Genomic DNA, 19964 nt, shown 5'->3' with positions numbered 1-19964 from the left:
GGCCGACTGCCGGCGCAAACGGCGGCTCGCTACGATCGAAGCGCCTGTCCTGATTCCCGGGGCAGGCGCTTTCGTTTCGAGGAGTCTGCTGATGATCGCTACTGTTGCCGTTGCTTCGTTGTCCACGCTTTATGCGCACCGCCCGTTCGTCCGCGCGCGCCGCGCATGGCCTGCCGCGCTCGCCCGTATCAAACGTCTGTGGGGCTTTACGCTGATCGAACTGATGATCGTCTTGGCCATTGTCGGCGTGATCGCCGCGTATGCGATTCCTGCGTATCAGGACTATCTGGCGCGCAGCCGCGTCGGCGAGGGGCTGTCGCTCGCGGCAGCCGCGCAGCTGAGCGTCGGCGAGAACGCCGGCAGCGGTAATGCGTTCGGCAGCGGATACGCGTCACCGCCCGCCACGCGCAATGTCCAGTCCATCCATGTCGACGACGACACGGGCCAGATCACCGTCGCGTTCACCGCGCGCGTCGCCGACGAAGGCTCGAACACGATCGTGTTCGTGCCGTCCGCGCCCGATAGCGCCGACACGCCGACAGCCCGCGTCGCGCTGGCGAAGGGCTCGGTGCAGAAGGGCGCCATTACGTGGGAATGCTTCGCAGGCGGCAAGGCTGCGTCGTCGTTGCCGGCACCGGGCGCGGGTCCGCTGCCCGTCGATGCGCCGACGCTGGCGTCGAATCTCGCGCCGCCCGAGTGCCGCGGCTGATCGGGGGAACGCCTCGTGATATGAGCCCGGTATAAACCTGACGGGCATCGGAGGCCGCGGCAAAAGTTTCCGTGCCGCGGCCGGATTCCGGGTTATTTCAGTCGGCGCGGCGCACAGCGTAAGGATTTTTTTGTATAGTGCGCCGGTTGGTGCGACACGCACGCTCGTGTCCGTATGCCCTACGTTACGGGGCATCGACTAGAGGGTTATTGAAACGGTCTTGGCCGGATCACCATGCCCTCCGCAGGCGGCCCCCTTGTGGGCCGCAATTGAAGCAGTAGACGTGCTCCCTGTGAGCACGCTTTTTAGTGAAAGCGGGACCCGGAGCAGTTGGCCGGATACCGCATTGCATTGACCTGATTACCGTCAGGTCCCGCCCAGTCAGCGGCTTCATTCCCGCCGACAGGGCGGGGTGAAGTGTGCAATTCCTGCGCCAGTAGGCAACGGAGTCGCTAGACGATACGAGCGAAAGCTCGGTGTGTCATTGTTTTGCCTCGCCTGATGTCTGGGCGAGGAAGTGAACCTGCTGTACGACCAGCAGTAGCCTAGGAAGACATGCGTCACTGGCAACGGTGGGGTGTGAAGCTCTTCTGACAATGTAGCCCCCGGACGTTTCGGGCAGATTGGTTCCGTGAGGGACGGTCTGGAGACTCCCAGCAGCAAGGGGGTTGAGGAGCTAGGCTGGCTGATAAGGTTAACGTAAGTGAACTGCTGATAAACCTCGTAAGCACTGAGGAGCCAAAGCTGCTTGAACATTGGGCTCTAACCAAAAGGTACGTGGCTGGTTAATCCGCTCAACCGTCGGATTACGTCGTCACTCAGCCACCGGGGAAGAGGCAGAACCTACGTCAGTCGTGTGACATGCCGGGAACGTGGTAAGCCTGTATGGTTGCCAGCGCGGTCAGGCTGGCAGGCGAACCGCAAGGGACGCTGTTGATTGTGCAGGTATGGGAGGACGGAAAAAGCGAAGGTCGGGCTGTAATGGTCCGGATAGGGGTTGGAACATCACTCCACGCGAAAGCGGGCAGACTTCCGTCTGGTCTACCGTCGCAAGACGGCTGACTACCCTCTGTCACTTGGTTAGATGCGGGCGCATGCGCCCGTACTGTGGTTTTTGTCCGAGATATGAGTGCATGCGCTCATATTGAGGTTTCTGTTGTTCCCCAGCGGGGTGTGTCTTCCCCGCTGGGGGAGATGCGCCTTCTGCCGGGGATCTAATCCAAGGTAGGAGAGCAGCATGAAAGTATCTGGTCGAAAGACCGGATCTGCGCTTTCCCACGCGCCTGACAACTGGCACGCCGTAGATTGGCGTCGGGTTGAACGGAACGTGCGAGGGATGCAGATTCGAATTGCGAAGGCGACGCGGGAAGGCGACTGGCGCAGGGTGAAAGCCCTGCAACGGATGCTGACCCGCACGTTGTCCGCAAAGCTGTATGCGGTGCGACGTGTTACGCAGAACCAGGGTGCGCGAACGGCTGGAGTCGATCGCGAGCTATGGGATTCGCCTGAGAGCCGATGGGAAGCCGTCGGCAGGTTGAAGCGGCACGGATATAAGGCTCTGCCATTACGGAGGGTCTTTATCCCCAAGGCCAATGGGAAGGAGCGCCCTCTGGGCATTCCGACCATGCGGGATAGGGCGATGCAAGCCCTGTATCTGCTGGCCTTGGAGCCGGTAGCAGAGTCGACGAGTGACCCGAACTCTTATGGGTTCAGGCTTAACCGTTCGACGGCTGATGCCATGTCTCAGATTTTCGTGGTCATGGCCCGTCGCAGATCAGCGCAATGGGTACTTGAAGCGGACATCAAAGGATGCTTTGACCACATCAACCACAAGTGGTTGGAAAGCAATGTCCCGATGGACAGGGTGATCCTCCGCAAATGGCTGAAAGCTGGCCTGATTTACAAAGGGCAGCTACAGGCGACGATGGCCGGTACGCCGCAGGGAGGCATCATTTCTCCGACGCTGGCAAACGTGACGTTGAACGGGCTTGAACGTGAACTGATTGCGCAGCTCACTGCGAAATTTGGAATCGGGAAGGCGAAGAAGCTGAAAGTGAATGTGGTGCGATACGCGGACGACTTCGTCATTACCGGCGACTCGAAAGAGATGCTGGAACGCGAAGTCAGGCCTTGGGTAGAAGCCTTCCTTGAAGTGCGGGGATTGCAACTATCGGAGGAGAAGACCCGGATCGTTCATATTGACGAAGGCTTTGATTTCCTTGGGTGGAACTTCCGGAAGTACTCGGGAACGCTACTCATCAAGCCAAGCAAGAAGAACGTGCAGACGTTCTATCGCAAGGTGGCGGATACGATCAGCGGTCGTAAGGCGGTCAAGCAGGAGGAGTTAATCCGCCTGCTCAATCCGATACTACGGGGCTGGGCGCAGTATCACTGCCCTGTAGTGGCCAAGCAGGCGTACAGCCGCATGGAGTCGTTGGTGTTTCAGCGGCTCTGGCGGTGGTCCAAGCGGCGGCATCCGAACAAGAACGCCGACTGGGTGAGGCGGAAGTACTTTCACTCCGTTGGTAATCGGCATTGGGTGTTCGCTGCTCCTGTCATTCGCGAGGACGGTAGTAAGGGGCTGCTTGAGTTGTACCAAATCAGCGGTACGGAAATCAGGCGCCACAAGAAGGTCAAAGGGGAATTCAATCCCTTTGATCTCGTGTGGGAGCAATACGGCGAGCATCTGCGGCAGGAGCGTATGTGGGATTCGATGCGCTACCGAAAGCAATGGGCTTCGCTGTACATGTCACAGAGCGGGCGGTGTGCGCACTGTGGCTGTGCCCTGACGGACGAGACGGGCTGGCACGACCATCATCTGGAGTATCGGATGTATGGCGGTTCAGACGCTCTATCGAACAGGGTATTGCTTCACCCGGACTGCCACCGGCAAGTGCACGTTGGTAAACTTGTCGTAGCTAAGCCGGCCCCGTTGCAGCACTAACGGGGCTTCGTATAAGAAATATGTAGGCTTGAGCCGTATGCGGGGAAACTCGCACGTACGGTTCTTAGGGGGCCCCTCTTCCGCAAGGAAGGGGGGCTACCCTACCTGACGTCCCCGGTTACTCATGCCCACCCCCTTCGCGCGCTATCTTTCACTGTTCATATTGGCGTGTGCGTTGATCCTGCCGTATGCAGTCGTCAATCACACTTACCCGATTCCGACCTTCTACGCCGAGTTCACGGCCCTGTCGCTCTATCTGCTGCTGGGCGCGGGCGTCGCGTTGCTGGTGTCGACGGCCCGGCCGCGCGTGGCTTTCGCCTCGCCTGTGGTCGCGCTGGTCCCGCTCGCCTTCGGGCTCGTGCTGATCGCCCAGTCGATCGTGCTGCCCGTTGCGCAGCCTTCGATGAACTGGCTCGGCGCCGGTTTCCTGCTGGCCGCGTTCATGGCGACACATGCGGGCTTCGGCTTCAGCCGGGCGAATCTGACGGAAAGCGCGTTCACGGTGGCGGCGTTCGCGCTGGTCGTCGGCGGGCTCTTCGCGGTTTTCTGCCAGACGATCCAGCTGTTCCACCTCGAAGTGAAGGTGACGCCGCTGGTGGTCGCGTACAGCGTGCTGACCGAGCGCAGGCCGTTCGGCAACATGGCGCAGGCCAATCACCTGGCGACGTATATCGCGTTCGCGACGGCGGGCGCGATGTACCTCGTGCAGACGCGCCGCATCAACGTGTTCATCTGGCTGCTCGTGTCGGCGATTTTCTCGGGCGGCCTGGCGTTGACCGTGTCGCGCGGTCCCTGGCTGCAAATGGGCGTGATCGTCGTCGCCGGGTTCTGGATGGCGTTTGCCGAGCTGCGCCGTCATCCGTCGCGCCGTCGCAGCAATCGCGAGTGGCTGATTCCCGTCGTGCTGGCCGTGCTGTTCTTCGCGGTGAACGCGGCGATCCGCTGGGCGAACGAGCATTACCACCTCGATCTGGCGCAGTCCGCCGCCGAGCGCATGAAGGACGCGAGCCAGATTGCGCCGCGTCTCGCGCTGTGGAAATACGGCTGGACGATGTTCCGCACGCATCCGCTGCTAGGCGTCGGCTGGGGTGAATTTCCGCGTTACCAGTTCGATCTTGTGAAGTCGCTGGGCGGCGTCGAGATCGCGAACAACTCGCACGACATTTTCATCGATCTGCTCGCGAAGACGGGTTTGATCGGCGTAGGCATCGTGCTGCTCGGGCTGGGCGCGTGGTTCGTGCGCGTCGTGCGCGCGCCGCACACGGCTGCGCGCGTGTTCGGCCTTGCGCTGATCGGCGTGCTGGTGATGCACGCGCTCGTCGAGTATCCGCAGCAGTATATGTTCTTCCTCTTGCCGGCGATGTTCGTGGTCGGGCTGCTCGACACGAAGCCGCTGCGTCTGATTCCGGGCGGGCTGTCGTTCGGGGCGTTCCTCGTGATCGTGTTTGGCGGGCTGGCGGCGCTATATCCCATCTATCGCGATTACGCGCGTTCGGAGGTGCTGTACTACGGTTCGCGTCCGTTCGACCAGTATCGCGAGGATCCGTCGTTCCTGTTCGGCGCGTGGGGCGAATACGGGATGGCGACGCTGCTGCCGATGAACTCGCAGGATCTGCCGCACAAGCTCGCCATGCATCGTCAGGCGATGGCGCTGCTGCCCGGCGAAACGGTGCTGCGCCGTTATGCCGTGCTGCAGGCGTTGAGCGGCGACACCAACGGCGCATTCGATACCGTCGAGCGTCTGAAGATCTTCGCCGAGGAACTGCACGACTGGCCGTCGCAGCTCGCGTATCTCTACGACTTGTGCGATCAGCAGAAGACGCTGGGTGGGTTCAAGGCGGAACTGATGAAGAAATACGGAACGCCGCCGAAGGACATCAACAACGGCGACGAGGACGATGACAGCGAGGATTGATTCCGTCGTCGTCGAAGAAACCTGAGCGGCGCTGGAACTGCGCCGCTCGATCAAGCAAGCTTCAAACTGCGCCTGGCGGTGCGCAGCAAGACATCACTCCGCCACCCAATCCCCCGACTTCCCGCCGTGCTTCTCCATCACCTTCACATCGGTGATGGTCATCCCGCGGTCCACCGCCTTGCACATGTCGTAGACGGTCAGCAGCCCGACCTGCACGGCCGTCAACGCCTCCATTTCCACGCCTGTCCGCCCGAGCGTCTCCACTTGCACGCGGCAATGCACGGCCGGCACCGTCTCGTCGAGTTCGAAGTCCACGGCGACGCGCGTGAGCGCAAGCGGATGACACAGCGGAATCAGGTCGGCGGTGCGCTTCGCGCCTTGAATCGCGGCAATGCGCGCGATGCCGATCACGTCGCCCTTTTTGGCTTCGCCTTTGCGGATCAGCTCGAACGTAGCAGGCAGCATGCGGATCGTGCCGCGCGCGACCGCGATGCGCTTCGTCTCGTCCTTACCGCCGACGTCCACCATATGCGCCTGGCCGGCTGCGTCGAAATGAGTGAGTTCAGGCATGCTTGGCTCCTTCAGAGGGCGCCTATCATAGCAGCGCAAGCGCCGCCGGGCAGTCGGGCGCGGGTCTATGAGTCTTCACATTAACCTGTAATGCCCGCCCGCGGCCCATTGCGCGCTTCCCTACGTCCAGACGCATTTCGCAAGCCGGCGCACACCCTGCACTGGGTACAATCGCGACAGGCCCGTTCCTTCCGGCACCTTACGCCGCTTTCGATTCCGCCATCGTCCGCAATGCGTCTGAAACGGTTTCTCGCTGCATTGTTGTCCGTCACGCTCGCCGTTCCGCCCGCGATCATCGCGCAGCCGTCGAACCTGTCGGAACTGCCGCTCGTCACGGGTCCGCTCGATACGTACGGCGGTGCGTCCGTGCCGCCCGATATCGCGCAGGGCGTGTTTGGCGTCTACGGCGGCGCGCAGTCGCGCTTTTCGGGCAACCCGGGCGGCAATGCGAGCCTGCACGCGCCGATGTCGACGCAACAGTTGCCCGATCTCGGCGACGGTTCGGGCGGCTCGCTGACGCCGCAAGCCGAACGCAAGCTCGGCGAGCGCGTGATGCGCGAAGTGCGCAGCGATCCCGACTATATCGACGACTGGCTCGTGCGCGACTATCTGAACTCGATCTCCGCGCGGCTCGCGGCGGCCGCGACGGCACAATACATCGGTGGCTATCGACCCGATTTCGATCTGTTCGCAATGCGCGACGCGCAGATCAACGCGTTCTCGCTGCCAGGCGGCTTTATCGGCGTGAACACGGGGTTGATCGTCGCGACGCAGACGGAATCCGAACTTGCCTCCGTCGTCGGACACGAAATGGGTCACGTGTTGCAACGGCACATCGCGCGGATGATCACGGCGGGCGAGCACAGCGGCTATGCAGCGCTCGCGGGCATGCTGCTCGGCGTGCTGGCGGGCGTGCTGGCGCATAGCGGCGATCTGGGCAGTGCGATCGCGATCGGCGGGCAGGCCTATGCCGTCGACAACCAGTTGCGCTTTTCGCGCGCAGCCGAACACGAAGCCGACCGCGTCGGCTTCCAGATGCTTGCGGGCGCGGGCTACGACCCGTACGGGATGGTGGCGTTCTTCGAGCGGCTCGATCGTGCGTCGATGAGCGACGCGGGCGTGCCCGCCTACGCGCGCACGCACCCGCTGACGGGCGAGCGGATCGCCGACATGGCCGACCGCGCGCGCCGCTCGCCGTATCGCCAGCCGCATCAGTCGCCCGAATACGCGTTCGTGCGTGCGCGTGCACGCGTGCTTCAGGACCGCTCGCGCAGCGAATACGCCGACGATATTTCGCGGATGCGCTCGGAGATCGAAGACCGCACGGCGCTGAACGTGGCGGGTAACTGGTACGGCATCGCGTACGCGCAAATGCTGCTCGAGCGGTACGACGATGCTGCGACCTCGCTGGCCAACGCGCGCGCTTCGTTCGACGCCAGCGAGCGCGCCGAGGGCGATTCGGGGCGCAGTTCGCCGAGCCTCGACGTGCTCGCCGTCGATCTCGCGCGGCGCTCCGGGCATAACGATGAAGCCGTGCGTCTCGCGGAACTTGCCCAAAAGCGCTGGCCGCAATCGCACGCCGCGATCGACATGCGTCTGCAGACGCTCCTCACCGCGCGCCGTTTCAACGAAGCGCAGGCTCAGGCGCTGCGCGAGACGCGCGCCGATCCGCAGCAGCCCGTCTGGTGGCGCTATCTGGCGCAAGCGAGCGTCGGCACGGGCGACGCGCTGACGCAGCATCGCGCGCTCGCGGAGAAGTTCGCGCTGGAAGGGGCGTGGCCGTCGGCGATCCGCCAACTGAAGGAAGCGCGCGACATCAAGTCGGTTGGCTACTACGACCTCGCGACGATCGACGCGCGTCTGCACGAGTTCGAGGCGCGCTACAAGGAAGAGCGCGAGGACGAGAAGAACAGCAGCTAGCGCGAAGCGTTGTCCGGATTCGTGGCTGCGTATGCAGCCGGACTCGCGACGAATGCAAAGCGCTTCTCGACTTCGGACTTGCGTACGGGTTCCAGTTTCAACACCGCGCCATCGCGCCAGCGAAACTCGCCGCCGCGCCCATCGCTCGCAAGGTCTGCGTGCTCGGAGAACAGATCGAGATCGTGGTCGTGCAGGACAGCGACGCGCGCGGGCGTCGAGCGGTTCGTGAACAGAATGCCGCCTTCGTCGTCCAGATAGACAGCCGACGGTTCAAAGGCCGCGTCGGCCTGATCGGTGAGCGTGAGTTGACCGCTGGGGTCATTCGCGGCAAGCCGGACGACGAACGGCGTGTAGCCGAGTTCGACGTACACGCGCTGCGGACCGTTCTGGAAGAACCATTGACCTGCATCGTCGGCTTCGTAATTGCGATTGATGAAACCGAGCAGGGCCGTATGCCGGATCGGCTCGCCGGGCGCGCCCGCGGCTTGCGCAGCTTCGTCGCGCATGCGCCAGTTGCCGCGCCGGTCGAGCAGCAGCCAGCCGGTGCAATGCGGCACGTTCGGCCATTTGGCCAGTGCCTGCTTGACGATGTCATCCATGTTGCGTGAATGGGTCGAGGTAGCCGAAGATCCGGCGCGAAAGCCAGTCGATCCGGCCGGGAAAGGGGCCCGTCATGAAGCCGACGTGCCCGCCATGCTCCGGTTGATCGAGTTCCACCATTGATGATACCTCGCTGCGCGACGGCAGCACGGCACCCGGCAGGAACGGGTCGTTGCGCGCGTTGAGCACGAGCGTCGGCACCGTGATGGCCGGCAACAGCGGCCGCGTGGTCGAGCGCGTCCAGTAGTCGTCCGCGTTGCGAAAGCCGTGCAGCGGAGCGGTGACGACGTCGTCGAACTCGTGCATCGTGCGGCAGGCGAGCACGTCGTCGATATTGAACAGACCGGGATACTGCGCGAGCTTTTGCTGTGCTTTCAGCTTCAGCGTCTTCAGAAAGCTGCGCGTGTAGATCATGCCGAAGCCTTGCGACAGCGCGCGGCCGCCTGCGTGCACATCGAGTGGGGCGGAGATCGCAGCGGCCGCGGCGATGATCGATGAATCCTCGCCGCGCTCACCCAGCCAGCGCAGCAGCACGTTGCCGCCCAGCGATACGCCCGCGGCCACGATCGGCCCGGCATGCCGTTCGCGCAGACGCCGCAGCACCCAGTCGACTTCGTTGCTGTCGGCGAGGTGATAGAAGCGCGGCAGCAGGTTCATCGGCCCGCTGCAGCTGCGGAAGTGCGGCACGACGCCGTTCCAGCCGCGCGCATAGGCGGCCGCCATCAAGGTGCGCGCGTAATGCGAGTCCGAACTGCCTTCGAGCCCGTGGAACAGCACGAAGAGCGGCGCGTTCGCCGGCGCGCGGTAGCCCGTGAGCGGATCGGGTGCGAGCCAGTCGAGATCGATGAAATCGCCGTCGGGCGTATCCCAGCGCTCGCGCCGGTAGGCGACGACGGGACGGCGGCCGAACAGCGCGGGAACGATGGTCTGGACGTGGCTGTTGGGCAGCCACAGCGGTGCGCGATAGAACATGTCGATGGCCGCTTCGACGGGCGTGCTGCCCAAGGCAGCCTCAACCGCCGCCGCCGTCGCATCGAGGGCCGGTCTGGACGCAGCTTTGTTGTCGTGGGTCGTGCTCATGCCAACACCGGTATTCAGTCGAAGCCCCGGGCTGAAGCGTGTTCCGGGGCTTCTTTCAGGCTGGTCTCGCGGAACGCGTCAATGCAGCGCGCCCTGACCATGTCTCATTTTGGCAGCAAACTGAGTAGCCGTTTCGTTCGGCATCGCACTCGCGTGGATATGCGCGATCTTCCATTCGCCGCGCTCGTGGACCATCACGTAGGTGGTGAAGATCATGGACGGCACGGCGGCCGGGTCGGCCGGGCGGTGCGCTTCCGCAATCGCATAGACCACGGTGCCGAGGCTATCGTATACGCGGATGTCGAGTGGCTCGATCGACACGGGCTGCGCTTCGAGCTGAATGGTCAGGCCCGAGCGGATTGCGTCGAGGCCATGCAGATGCGAACCGTCGGCGCAGATGCAGCTGACGAATTCCTCGTCGATCCACAGGCCCATCAAACTGTCGATATTGACCTCCGCGACCGCCTGGTAATAAGCGTTCAGCGTGTCCGCAGCGGCTTCGAAGATGTGGGCAAAACGTGGCATGGCTCGTCAGTCTCTTGCGCGCTGCGCGCGCGGTTGCGGGTCAGTGGTGTGCAGCAGGCCATCCGCCAGCATGCTCGCGCCGCAAGACGCGAGCATGACGCCGCAGATGCACGCGGGACGGCGCCCGCGCGAAGCTCGACCGATGTCGCAGCCGACCGTTCGATGCCGGACGATCAGCGCTGCGCGAGCAACATGCCGCGCAGGTCGTCGAATACCTGTTCGGCGCTCAGTTGCCGCAGACAGTTCAGATGACCCAGCGGACATTCGCGCTGGAAACACGGACTGCACTCGAGATGCAGCCATTGTACCTTTGCGAGGTCCGACAAGGGCGGTGTGTGGCGCGGATCGGTCGATCCATACACGGCAACGAGCGGCCTGCGCAGTGCGGCCGCGACGTGCATCAGCCCCGAGTCGTTCGTGACGACGGCGCTCGCCCGCGAGATCAGCGCGCAGGCTTCACCCAGCGCCGTCTGGCCGCACAGGTTGCGCACGTTCGGCGCGCGGTCGGCGATGGCCTGGGCGATGGGCGCGTCCTTCGGCGAGCCGAGCGCGATGATCTTGGTGTACGGGAACGACTGGCCGACCATCTGCGCGAGCGCCGCGAAATGCTCGGGCGGCCAGCGTTTCGCCGGGCCGTACTCGGCGCCGGGGCAGAAGACCAGCAGCGGCACGCGCGTATCCAGATTGAAACGCGTCGACACGCGCGCTGCTTCGTTCAGGTCTGCGTCGAGCCGGGGCGGCGCGAGATCTTCGGGCACTTTCGCGCCGGGCGCGTAAGCGAGCGCCGCGTATTGGCCGACCATGGGCGGACGTTCGTCCTTGCGCGGATTCGCGTGCCGCACGTTCAACAGACCGTAGCGGCTTTCGCCCGTATAGCCGATGCGCAGCGGAATGCCCGCCATCCACGGAATCAGCGCGGATTTCAGCGAATTGGGCAGTACGTAGACCGCGTCGTAGCCGACGTCGCGCAAGTCGCTGGCCAGTTGCCAGCGGCGCAGCATCTGCAGCTTGCCGTGCGCGAGATCGGTGGCGTAGACATCGCGGATTTCCGGCATCCGTTCGAGCACGGGCGCGACCCACGCGGGCGCGACGGCATCGATCGCGATGCGCGGATGCAATTTCACGAGGCGCGCAAACAAAGGCTGCGCCATCAATGCGTCACCGATCCAGTTCGGTGCGATAACCAACGCGCGACGCATCAGGGTGAGTTTCCGATGTCGAAAATAGGGCGCCGCGCGCTCAAGACGTGCGGTGCCGAGGTTGTCAGGGATAGTGAACTGCAGCCCAGGCTATATCGGCGCGCGCGGGCGGAAAGTTCAGCTTTCCGATGGCCTGACGAGGCGCCAGGCGGCGCGCGACGCCGCAGCCCTTGCGGCAGACGGAGCGAACAGCGGCTCAATGGCCCTTGATCACTTCGCCGTCTTTCAGCTTGTAGCGCGTGCTGCAGTAGGGGCAGCGCGCTTCGCCGTGCGTCACGTCGATAAAGACGCGCGGATGGTTGCTCCAGCGGGGCATCGACGGATTCGGGCAATACGCAGGAAGATCTTTCGCCGACAGTTCGACCAGCGGCATTTCCTTGATTTCGCTCATAGGGACTTTCTCGTTGTATGCAGAGAACGGGCGCGGCCGGCTCAATTTTGCCGATGCCGCGCCCGCGGAATTCAGATCTTGGTCAGCCAGTGCGCGTACTTCTCGCTCTTGCCGTTCACGATGTCGAAGAAGCCCGATTGCAGCTTTTCCGTGATCGGGCCGCGCGTGCCCGAGCCGATCGTGCGGTTGTCGAGTTCGCGGATCGGCGTGACTTCGGCGGCCGTGCCCGTGAAGAAGGCTTCGTCGCACGTATAGACTTCGTCGCGCGTGATGCGCTTTTCGATCACTTCGATGCCCGCGTCCTTCGCCAGCGTGATGATGGTGTCGCGCGTGATGCCGTCGAGGCACGACGACAGGTCGGGCGTGTACAGCTTGCCGTTGTTCACGAGGAAGAAGTTTTCGCCCGAGCCTTCGGACACGTAGCCGTCCACGTCGAGCAGCAGCGCTTCGTCGTAGCCGTCGGCCGTGGCTTCCTGGTTGGCCAGGATGGAGTTGACGTACCAGCCCGACGCCTTCGCGCGGACCATCGACACGTTCACGTGATGGCGCGTGAACGACGAGGTCTTCACGCGGATGCCCTTCCTGATGCCGTCTTCGCCGAGGTACGCGCCCCACGGCCACGCGGCGATCGCGACGTGGATGGTGTTGCCCTTGGCCGACACGCCCAGCTTTTCCGAACCGACCCAGATGATCGGGCGCAGGTAGCACGATTCCAGCTTGTTCTCGCGGACGACCTCGCGCTGCGCGGCGGCGAGCGTTTCATGGTCGAACGGAACGTCCATCTGGAAAATCTTGGCCGAGTTCAGGAGGCGCTTGGTGTGCTCGTTCAGGCGGAAGATCGACGTGCCGCCGTCGGCCGTCTTGTAGGCGCGCACGCCTTCGAAGACGCCCATGCCGTAGTGCAGCGTATGGGTGAGGACGTGGATCTTGGCGTCGCGCCAATCGATGAGCTTGCCATCCATCCAGATCTTGCCGTCGCGGTCGGCCATTGACATACGGTTCTCCAGGCAGTGCGGGTTCGCGGGTTCGGACTCTGACGTCTGATCGTGACGCCGGATTGGGGTAATCGGAGCATGGCGCGACCAAGACAGATGCAGGCGCGCCATGCGGCGAAAAGCGATATTTTAGCGTCTTTTGCACAAGCAACGGGCATTCGCGGGCACCCTGGACGCTATAATCCGGCGGTTGCTGAAAACAAAACCGCATGCGCCAGCGGCTGCTTCACGATCTGGCGCTGACCTCCTGCCATCGTGGCGTTTGTCGCGTTCGTCGCGCCGCGCCGCATCCGTCTCATGCTCGCTCGCTTGTCCGAACTCGACCGCCGTGCCTTCCGTGATGGCGCGCGCGCCTATTCGCCGACGCTGATGGCGATTTTCTCCTGGGGCCTCGTGACGGGCGTCGCGATGAGCAAGTCGGTGATGACCGTGCCGCAGTCGCTCGCGATGTCGCTGCTGGTCTACGCGGGCTCGTCGCAACTGGCCGTGCTGCCGCTGATGCTCGCCAAGCTGCCTCTCTGGACGATCCTGCTGACGGCCGCGATGGTGAATACGCGTTTCGTGATCTTCAGCGCGGGCCTCGCCCCTCACTTCTCCTATCTGCCGCTGCACCGGCGCCTGCTGGTCGGCTACTTCAACGGCGACGTCATCTATCTGCTGTTCCAGAAGAAGGGCTTCCAGCATGGCTATGTGCCCGGCAAGGAGGCGTATTTCTGGGGCATGGCGATCGCGAGCTGGCTGTCGTGGCAGGTGTCGTCGGTCATCGGCATCCTGCTCGCGAGCCTGTTTCCCGACAACTGGGGACTTTCGCTCGCGGGCACGCTCGCGCTGCTGCCCGTGATGGTGTCGGCGATCTCGTCGCGCTCCACCCTGGCGGCCGTGAGCGTCGCGGGCATCGTCGCGCTGATCGCGTTCGATCTGCCGTACCGTCTGGCGCTGCCGCTTGCCGTCGTGACGGCCATCATCGCGGGCACGGCCGCCGATGCCATGGTCGAGCGCGCCGATCTGCGCCGCATCCGCAACAACACGAGAAGCTCGGGAGACGTGCAATGAGCACCTTGCAAATCTGGCTCGCGATCATCGGCATGACGTTTGTCACAGCGCTGACACGCGCGCTGTTTCTGATCGGGGGTGAGCGCACGGTGCTGCCGGAGCGCGCACAACGGATGCTGCGTTACGCACCCGCGGCGGCGCTGGCGGCCGTCGTCGTGCCGGACGTGGCCGTGACGGACAGCGGCGTATCCATCGCGCTCTCGAATCACGAGCTGTACGGCACGCTCGCGGGCCTCGCGTGGTTCATGTGGCGGCGGACTATGCTCGGCACGATTGTGGTGGGGATGCTGGTGTTCACGGCGCTGCGGCTGATGTTCTGATGCCACCTGCAGGCAGTTGCCGATGCTGCGCTGCAATATCGCGCAGCGCCCGCTGTCACCGGCAAATACTGGGATTCGCCAGGATCGGCTTAGATCGATCTGTCGATCGGTTAAAATACCTGTCTTCCGGATCACGCGCGAAGCCGCCGGCACCGTTCGCGAGAGGCCATTCGCGCAGCGTCCGCACCGCCTTCCAATCAACCGCATATCAATCATGAACAAGGTATTGCGTCTCTCCGATCTGATCGCCGAAGGCAAGCTATCCGGCAAACGCGTCTTCATCCGCGCCGACCTGAACGTGCCGCAGGACGACGCCGGCAACATCACCGAAGACACCCGCATCCGCGCTTCCGTGCCCGCCATCAAGTCCGCGCTGGACGCGGGCGCGGCCGTCATGGTCACGTCGCACCTGGGCCGCCCGACGGAAGGCGACTTCAAGCCTGAAGATTCCCTCGCGCCCGTCGCGAAGCGTCTCGCCGAACTGCTCGGCCGCGACGTGCCGCTCGTGCAGAACTGGGTCGAAAACGGCGTGAACGTGGCGCCCGGCCAGGTCGTGCTGCTCGAAAACTGCCGCGTGAACAAGGGCGAGAAGAAAGATTCCGACGAGCTCGCGCAAAAAATGGCGAAGCTCTGCGACGTGTACGTGAACGACGCGTTCGGCACCGCGCACCGCGCCGAAGCGACCACGCACGGCATCGCGAAGTACGCGGCCGTCGCCTGCGCGGGTCCGCTGCTCGCCGCCGAACTCGAAGCGCTCGGCAAGGCGCTCGGCTCGCCCAAGCGCCCGCTCGTGGCAATCGTCGCGGGCTCGAAGGTGTCGACCAAGCTGACCATCCTGAAGTCGCTCGCCGACAAGGTCGATCAGCTGATCGTCGGCGGCGGCATCGCGAACACGTTCATGCTCGCGGCCGGCCTGAAGATCGGCAAGTCGCTGGTCGAAGCGGATCTCGTCGACGAAGCGAAGGCAATCATCGAATCGGCCAAGGCGCGCGGCGCATCGGTGCCGATCCCGTCGGACGTCGTGACGGCGAAGGAATTCGCGGCGACGGCGCAAGCCACCGTCAAGCAGGTCGCCGACATCGAAGACGACGACATGATCCTCGACATCGGACCGGAAACGGCAAAGGCGCTCGCCGGTCAGCTCGAAAAGGCGGGCACGGTCGTCTGGAACGGCCCCGTCGGCGTGTTCGAGTTCGACCAGTTCGGCAACGGCACGAAGACGCTGGCTGAAGCGATCGCGAAGTCGTCGGCGTACTCGATTGCAGGCGGCGGCGACACGCTCGCGGCCATCGCCAAGTACGGCATCCACGACAAGGTCAGCTATATCTCGACGGGCGGCGGGGCATTCCTCGAATTCCTCGAGGGCAAGAAGCTGCCCGCAGTCGCAGTGCTGGAATCGCGGGCCTGATAATGGCGACGCGCTCCCCCAACAAGCCTCAGAAGACGCGCAACGCGTCGCGCACGGCAGCGGCAGGGGAGCGCGCAGCGCGCTCCGCAGATGCGCTGCACCGGGAGGCCGCTGAACAGGCGGCCTCGCAGCAGAAATACGATCACGCGCCAGTGGCACAGACCGCAGCCGTGACGCAAGCAGATCAGAATACGGGACTGGCTGTCGTCGAAGCCGCAGACAACACAGACGAAACAGCCGGTTCAACCGCAACGGTGTCTCTCGCCTCGCACACCGAAGCCGACGAATCCTTGCCCGCAGCTGAAACGACTCAGGAAGTCACCCAGCCGCAGGCATCGAAGATCGCAGCAGCTCCCCACGATTCGACGCCGGGCCTTCAAGGTTCGAAGGGAACGAACGGCGCACCACCCCATGTAGCACCTGTCGTTGCGCAGCCTCCGCATCCGACTCCCAACGTTCATCCCAGCGATCTCATCCAGACGAGGAGACTCATGCATCGCGCCACCAAGATTGTCGCAACCATCGGACCCGCTTCCAGCACGCAGGACATCCTGCTGCAGATGATTCAGGCGGGCGCCGACGTGGTGCGTCTCAACTTCTCGCACGGCACCGCCGACGACCATCGTCAACGCGCGGAGTTCGTACGTGAAGCGGCCCGGCAGGCAGGCCGCGAAGTCGGCATCATGGCCGATCTGCAAGGCCCGAAGATCCGTGTCGGCAAGTTCGAAAACGGCAAGACGACGCTGATTGCCGGCAACACCTTCATCCTCGATGCCGACTGCGAGCTCGGCAACGACGACCGCGTCGGTCTCGACTATAAGGATCTGCCGCGCGACCTGCGGGCAGGCGACACGCTGCTTCTGAACGACGGCCTGATCGTGCTGACCGTCTCGCGCTTGATCGGCAACGAAATTCACACGGTCGTGAAGATCGGCGGCGACCTGTCGAACAACAAGGGCATCAACCGCCAGGGCGGCGGCCTGACGGCGCCGGCGCTGACCGCGAAGGACATGGAAGATATCCGCACGGCGATGTCGCTGGGCGCGGACTACGTCGCCGTGTCGTTTCCGAAGAACGCGACCGACATGGAAATGGCGCGCCAGCTCGCGAACATCGCGGGCGCGCCGTACAACATCAAGCCGAAGATGATCGCGAAGATCGAGCGCGCCGAGGCCATTCCGGCGCTGCAAGGCATTCTCGAAGCATCGGACGGCATCATGGTCGCGCGCGGCGACCTCGCCGTCGAAGTCGGCAACGCGGCCGTGCCCGCGCTGCAGAAGCGCATGATCAAGATGGCGCGCGACATGAACAAGTTCGTGATCACGGCCACGCAGATGATGGAATCGATGATCCACGCGCCCGTGCCAACCCGCGCGGAAGTGTCGGACGTCGCGAACGCGGTGCTGGACGGCACGGATGCCGTGATGCTGTCGGCGGAATCGGCGGCGGGCAAGTACCCGGTGCAGACCATCGAGACGATGGCGGCCATCTGCGTCGAAGCCGAGAAGTCCGAGCACGTCGAACTGGACAAGGATTTCCTCGACCGCACGTTCACGCGCATCGACCAGTCGATCGCAATGGGCGCGCTGTTCACCGCGTATCACCTGGGCGCCAAGGCGATCGTCGCGCTGACGGAGTCGGGCTCGACGGCGCTGTGGATGTCGCGTCACTGGACGCACGTGCCGATCTTCGCGCTCACGCCCCGCACGGGCAGCGAGCGCGCAATGGCGATCTACCGCAACGTCACGCCGCTGCATCTCGATACCAGCAGCGACCGCGACATCGCGCTCGCGCAGGCGCTCGAAGTAGTGGTCGGCAAGGGCTACGCGGCGCGCGGCGACATGGTCGTGCTGACCGTCGGCGAGCCGATGGGCCAGGCGGGCGGCACGAACACGCTGAAGATCGTGCGTGTCGGCGAGCCGGTCTGAGGTTGACATGAGCTTGACAGTCAGCCAGCCATAAACCGCCGTGAGAGCGAGTTAAAGCAAGCCGTTACGTTGAGGAACAACGGCAAAACCGAACGGCACGCGTGAAGCAGAACGCCGTGTCCCCAAAGAGAGGTGGCGCACACGGTTTGGGAGAGTGCGCTCGGGACACGGTCTGCTTCGCGATAAAATTGCACGAAACTGCACAAATAGATGCCGTCGGCACAGATTTCGTTTCAATCTATGGAGTAATCAATGCCTCTCGTATCAATGCGTCAACTGCTGGACCATGCCGCCGAACACGGTTATGGCCTTCCGGCATTCAACGTGAACAACCTGGAGCAGGTGCAGGCAATCATGGCGGCAGCCGATCAGGTCAACGCGCCTGTGATCATGCAGGCCTCGGCAGGCGCGCGTAAGTACGCGGGCGAGCCTTTCCTGCGTCATCTGATCGAAGCGGCCGTTGAATCGTATCCGCACATTCCCGTCGTGATGCACCAGGACCACGGCCAGTCGCCCGCAGTCTGCATGGCCGCGATCCGCAGCGGCTTCACGAGCGTGATGATGGACGGCTCGCTCGAAGCCGACGGCAAGACGGTCGCGTCGTACGAGTACAACGTCGAGGTGTCGCGCAAGGTCGTTGAAGCGGCGCATTCGATCGGCGTGACGGTTGAAGCGGAACTGGGCGTGCTCGGCTCGCTCGAAACGCTGATGGGCGACAAGGAAGACGGCCACGGCGCGGAAGGCACGATGACGCGCGAGCAGCTGCTGACGGACGTCGAGCAGGCCGCCGACTTCGTGAAGCTCACGCAGTGCGACGCTCTCGCCATTGCAATCGGCACGTCGCACGGCGCGTACAAGTTCTCGAAGAAGCCGACGGGCGATATCCTGTCCATTCAGCGTATCCGCGAGATTCACGAGCGCATTCCGAACACGCACCTGGTGATGCACGGTTCGTCGTCGGTGCCGCAGGAACTGCTGGCCGAAATCCGCGAATTCGGCGGCGACATGAAGGAAACGTACGGCGTGCCCGTCGAGGAAATCCAGATCGGCATCAAGCATGGCGTGCGCAAGATCAACATCGACACCGATCTGCGTCTGGCCATCACGGGTGCGATCCGTCGCTACCTGGCGGAAAATCCGTCGAAGTTCGATCCGCGCGACTATCTGAAGCCGGCTCGCGAAGCCGCGAAGAAGGTCTGTGTGGACCGTTATCTGGCGTTCGGCTGCGAAGGCCAGGCGTCGAAGATCAAGCCGGTCTCGCTGGACAAGATCGCTGAGAAGTACAAGGCGGGCGAACTCGCGCAAGTCGTTCGCTAGGCGGCAGGCGGGCGCGCTTCCGGGCCGCCCGTATGCCGTACGCAGTCGTGCGCGCCTGGCCATCCGGCCAGGTTGTCGTCAGATCGCCGTTCCCGCAATATCCGGGGAACGGCGTTTCCCTTTTGCTGTTTCCCTTTAGTTCGGGCAGTTTCAGGCCCATTTTTGCGAATCACGACGATGTCTACCCTCTACGAATCCACGCTCCGCTCGCTGCCGTTGCTCGGCCGCGGCAAGGTCCGCGACAACTACGCGGTGGGCAACGACCAGTTGCTGATCGTCACGACGGACCGTCTGTCCGCTTTCGACGTCATCATGGGCGAGCCGATTCCGGACAAGGGTCGCGTGCTGAACCAGATGGCGAACTTCTGGTTCGACAAGCTCAAGCACGTCGTGCCGAATCATTTGACGGGCGTTGCGCCCGAAACCGTCGTCGCGCCTGAAGAAGTCGAGCAGGTGAAGGGCCGCGCGGTAGTCGTGAAGCGCCTCGAGCCGATTCTCGTCGAAGCCGTGGTGCGCGGCTATCTGGCCGGTAGCGGCTGGAAGGACTATCAGGCGACGGGCGCCGTGTGCGGCGTGCAGTTGCCCGAAGGCCTGCAGAACGCGCAGAAGCTGCCCGAGCCGATCTTCACGCCGGCAGCCAAGGCCGAGATGGGCCATCACGACGAAAACATCACGTACGAAGAGATGGAGCGCCGCATCGGCACCGAGCTGTCGGCGACGATCCGCGACATCTCGATCCGCCTGTACAAGGAAGCGGCCGATTACGCGGCAACCCGCGGCATCATCATCGCCGACACGAAGTTCGAATTCGGTCTGGACGAGCACGGCAAGCTGTATCTGATGGACGAAGCGCTGACGGCGGACTCGTCGCGCTTCTGGCCGGCGGATCAGTACCAGGTCGGCACCAACCCGCCGTCCTTCGACAAGCAGTTCGTGCGCGATTGGCTCGAAACCCAGCCGTGGAAGAAAGAGCCGCCCGCACCGAAGCTGCCGGACGAAGTCGTCACGAAGACGGCCGAGAAGTATCAGGAAGCGCTCGAGCGCCTCACGGGACAGAAGCTCGACTGAGCGCATCGCATACGGAAAGACA

The 19964-nt window shown here is 63.6% G+C and carries 17 protein-coding genes; 10 read left to right on the top strand and 7 right to left on the bottom strand.

What is annotated here, in order from left to right:
• Positions 1-91: 91 nt before the first annotated feature.
• From FRZ40_RS08745 to FRZ40_RS08735, 3 genes are all read left to right on the top strand, one after another.
• Positions 92-709 carry a pilin gene (locus tag FRZ40_RS08745; RefSeq protein WP_028364507.1) on the top strand — a complete coding sequence of 206 codons (618 nt, stop codon included), beginning with the start codon at positions 92-94 and terminating at the stop codon, positions 707-709.
• 1237 nt (positions 710-1946) lie between these two features.
• A complete protein-coding gene (gene ltrA, locus FRZ40_RS08740; RefSeq protein ID WP_147233881.1) occupies positions 1947-3653 on the top strand; it encodes a group II intron reverse transcriptase/maturase in 1707 nt (568 codons plus the stop codon).
• Positions 3654-3777: 124 nt separating this feature from the next.
• Positions 3778-5568 carry a PglL family O-oligosaccharyltransferase gene (locus FRZ40_RS08735; RefSeq protein WP_147233880.1) on the top strand — a complete coding sequence of 597 codons (1791 nt, stop codon included), beginning with the start codon at positions 3778-3780 and terminating at the stop codon, positions 5566-5568.
• A 93-nt stretch (positions 5569-5661) separates the two neighbouring features.
• On the opposite strand, the gene moaC is transcribed toward FRZ40_RS08735, so the two are convergent.
• The gene (gene moaC, locus FRZ40_RS08730) at positions 5662-6138 is read right to left on the bottom strand and encodes a cyclic pyranopterin monophosphate synthase MoaC (RefSeq protein WP_028364509.1); all 477 of its coding nucleotides are present in this window, start codon (positions 6136-6138) and stop codon (positions 5662-5664) included.
• Positions 6139-6369: 231 nt separating this feature from the next.
• Here moaC and FRZ40_RS08725 point away from each other — a divergent pair, with 231 nt between their 5' ends.
• On the top strand, positions 6370-8058 hold the full coding sequence (locus FRZ40_RS08725) for a M48 family metalloprotease (RefSeq protein WP_147233879.1): 1689 nt from the start codon (positions 6370-6372) through the stop codon (positions 8056-8058).
• Here the strand turns inward: FRZ40_RS08725 and FRZ40_RS08720 are convergent.
• The 6 genes from FRZ40_RS08720 to FRZ40_RS08695 all read right to left on the bottom strand — a co-directional run bounded on the left by FRZ40_RS08720 (position 8055) and on the right by FRZ40_RS08695 (position 12848).
• Positions 8055-8657 carry a DUF2946 family protein gene (locus FRZ40_RS08720; RefSeq protein ID WP_147233878.1) on the bottom strand — a complete coding sequence of 201 codons (603 nt, stop codon included), beginning with the start codon at positions 8655-8657 and terminating at the stop codon, positions 8055-8057. The two genes, FRZ40_RS08725 and FRZ40_RS08720, sit on opposite strands and share 4 nt — an antisense overlap.
• The gene (locus FRZ40_RS08715; RefSeq protein ID WP_028364512.1) at positions 8650-9738 is read right to left on the bottom strand and encodes a hydrolase; all 1089 of its coding nucleotides are present in this window, start codon (positions 9736-9738) and stop codon (positions 8650-8652) included. Before FRZ40_RS08715 ends, FRZ40_RS08720 begins: the two co-directional genes overlap by 8 nt.
• 78 nt (positions 9739-9816) lie before the next feature.
• Complete coding sequence (locus tag FRZ40_RS08710; RefSeq protein WP_028364513.1) at positions 9817-10263, bottom strand: nuclear transport factor 2 family protein; 447 nt, start codon at positions 10261-10263, stop codon at positions 9817-9819.
• Between the two features lie 173 nt (positions 10264-10436).
• Positions 10437-11462: a lipopolysaccharide heptosyltransferase II gene (waaF, locus tag FRZ40_RS08705; protein WP_028364514.1), complete on the bottom strand. Its 1026-nt coding sequence runs from the start codon at positions 11460-11462 to the stop codon at positions 10437-10439.
• A 196-nt stretch (positions 11463-11658) separates the two neighbouring features.
• Positions 11659-11853, bottom strand: a complete 195-nt coding sequence (locus FRZ40_RS08700) for a zinc-finger domain-containing protein (protein WP_028364515.1) — start codon at positions 11851-11853, stop codon at positions 11659-11661.
• Between the two features lie 71 nt (positions 11854-11924).
• Positions 11925-12848: a branched-chain amino acid transaminase gene (locus tag FRZ40_RS08695; RefSeq protein ID WP_028364516.1), complete on the bottom strand. Its 924-nt coding sequence runs from the start codon at positions 12846-12848 to the stop codon at positions 11925-11927.
• Between the two features lie 297 nt (positions 12849-13145).
• Here FRZ40_RS08695 and FRZ40_RS08690 point away from each other — a divergent pair, with 297 nt between their 5' ends.
• The 6 genes from FRZ40_RS08690 to FRZ40_RS08665 all read left to right on the top strand — a co-directional run bounded on the left by FRZ40_RS08690 (position 13146) and on the right by FRZ40_RS08665 (position 19942).
• Entirely contained in the window at positions 13146-13901 is a 756-nt protein-coding gene (locus tag FRZ40_RS08690; protein WP_147233877.1) for an AzlC family ABC transporter permease, read from the top strand.
• The gene (locus FRZ40_RS08685) at positions 13898-14221 is read left to right on the top strand and encodes an AzlD domain-containing protein (RefSeq protein WP_028364518.1); all 324 of its coding nucleotides are present in this window, start codon (positions 13898-13900) and stop codon (positions 14219-14221) included. The genes FRZ40_RS08690 and FRZ40_RS08685 overlap by 4 nt, the downstream gene beginning before the upstream one ends.
• Positions 14222-14435: 214 nt before the next feature.
• Complete coding sequence (locus FRZ40_RS08680) at positions 14436-15629, top strand: phosphoglycerate kinase (protein WP_028364519.1); 1194 nt, start codon at positions 14436-14438, stop codon at positions 15627-15629.
• Between the two features lie 491 nt (positions 15630-16120).
• Positions 16121-17557 carry a pyruvate kinase gene (pyk, locus tag FRZ40_RS08675; RefSeq protein WP_028364520.1) on the top strand — a complete coding sequence of 479 codons (1437 nt, stop codon included), beginning with the start codon at positions 16121-16123 and terminating at the stop codon, positions 17555-17557.
• Positions 17558-17809: 252 nt separating this feature from the next.
• Positions 17810-18874, top strand: coding sequence for a class II fructose-bisphosphate aldolase (fba, locus tag FRZ40_RS08670; RefSeq protein ID WP_028364521.1), 1065 nt, complete (start codon positions 17810-17812; stop codon positions 18872-18874).
• 177 nt (positions 18875-19051) lie between these two features.
• Positions 19052-19942, top strand: coding sequence for a phosphoribosylaminoimidazolesuccinocarboxamide synthase (locus tag FRZ40_RS08665; RefSeq protein ID WP_028364522.1), 891 nt, complete (start codon positions 19052-19054; stop codon positions 19940-19942).
• Positions 19943-19964 lie beyond the last annotated feature (22 nt).

Origin of the sequence: Paraburkholderia azotifigens (genome assembly GCF_007995085.1) — a bacterium.
GTDB classification, from domain to species: domain Bacteria; phylum Pseudomonadota; class Gammaproteobacteria; order Burkholderiales; family Burkholderiaceae; genus Paraburkholderia; species Paraburkholderia azotifigens.
Note: the sequence above shows the minus strand (reverse complement) of the source record. Positions and strands in the feature narration are given on the sequence as shown.

Excerpts from the sequence above, each read along its gene's own strand:
- FRZ40_RS08745 (WP_028364507.1), top strand. The coding sequence starts at position 92 with ATGATCGCTACTGTTGCCGTTGCTTCGTTGTCCACGCTTTATGCGCAC.
- ltrA (WP_147233881.1), top strand. The coding sequence starts at position 1,947 with ATGAAAGTATCTGGTCGAAAGACCGGATCTGCGCTTTCCCACGCGCCT.
- FRZ40_RS08735 (WP_147233880.1), top strand. The coding sequence starts at position 3,778 with ATGCCCACCCCCTTCGCGCGCTATCTTTCACTGTTCATATTGGCGTGT.
- moaC (WP_028364509.1), bottom strand. The coding sequence starts at position 6,138 with ATGCCTGAACTCACTCATTTCGACGCAGCCGGCCAGGCGCATATGGTG.
- FRZ40_RS08725 (WP_147233879.1), top strand. The coding sequence starts at position 6,370 with ATGCGTCTGAAACGGTTTCTCGCTGCATTGTTGTCCGTCACGCTCGCC.
- FRZ40_RS08720 (WP_147233878.1), bottom strand. The coding sequence starts at position 8,657 with ATGGATGACATCGTCAAGCAGGCACTGGCCAAATGGCCGAACGTGCCG.
- FRZ40_RS08715 (WP_028364512.1), bottom strand. The coding sequence starts at position 9,738 with ATGAGCACGACCCACGACAACAAAGCTGCGTCCAGACCGGCCCTCGAT.
- FRZ40_RS08710 (WP_028364513.1), bottom strand. The coding sequence starts at position 10,263 with ATGCCACGTTTTGCCCACATCTTCGAAGCCGCTGCGGACACGCTGAAC.
- waaF (WP_028364514.1), bottom strand. The coding sequence starts at position 11,462 with ATGCGTCGCGCGTTGGTTATCGCACCGAACTGGATCGGTGACGCATTG.
- FRZ40_RS08700 (WP_028364515.1), bottom strand. The coding sequence starts at position 11,853 with ATGAGCGAAATCAAGGAAATGCCGCTGGTCGAACTGTCGGCGAAAGAT.
- FRZ40_RS08695 (WP_028364516.1), bottom strand. The coding sequence starts at position 12,848 with ATGTCAATGGCCGACCGCGACGGCAAGATCTGGATGGATGGCAAGCTC.
- FRZ40_RS08690 (WP_147233877.1), top strand. The coding sequence starts at position 13,146 with ATGCTCGCTCGCTTGTCCGAACTCGACCGCCGTGCCTTCCGTGATGGC.
- FRZ40_RS08685 (WP_028364518.1), top strand. The coding sequence starts at position 13,898 with ATGAGCACCTTGCAAATCTGGCTCGCGATCATCGGCATGACGTTTGTC.
- FRZ40_RS08680 (WP_028364519.1), top strand. The coding sequence starts at position 14,436 with ATGAACAAGGTATTGCGTCTCTCCGATCTGATCGCCGAAGGCAAGCTA.
- pyk (WP_028364520.1), top strand. The coding sequence starts at position 16,121 with ATGCATCGCGCCACCAAGATTGTCGCAACCATCGGACCCGCTTCCAGC.
- fba (WP_028364521.1), top strand. The coding sequence starts at position 17,810 with ATGCCTCTCGTATCAATGCGTCAACTGCTGGACCATGCCGCCGAACAC.
- FRZ40_RS08665 (WP_028364522.1), top strand. The coding sequence starts at position 19,052 with ATGTCTACCCTCTACGAATCCACGCTCCGCTCGCTGCCGTTGCTCGGC.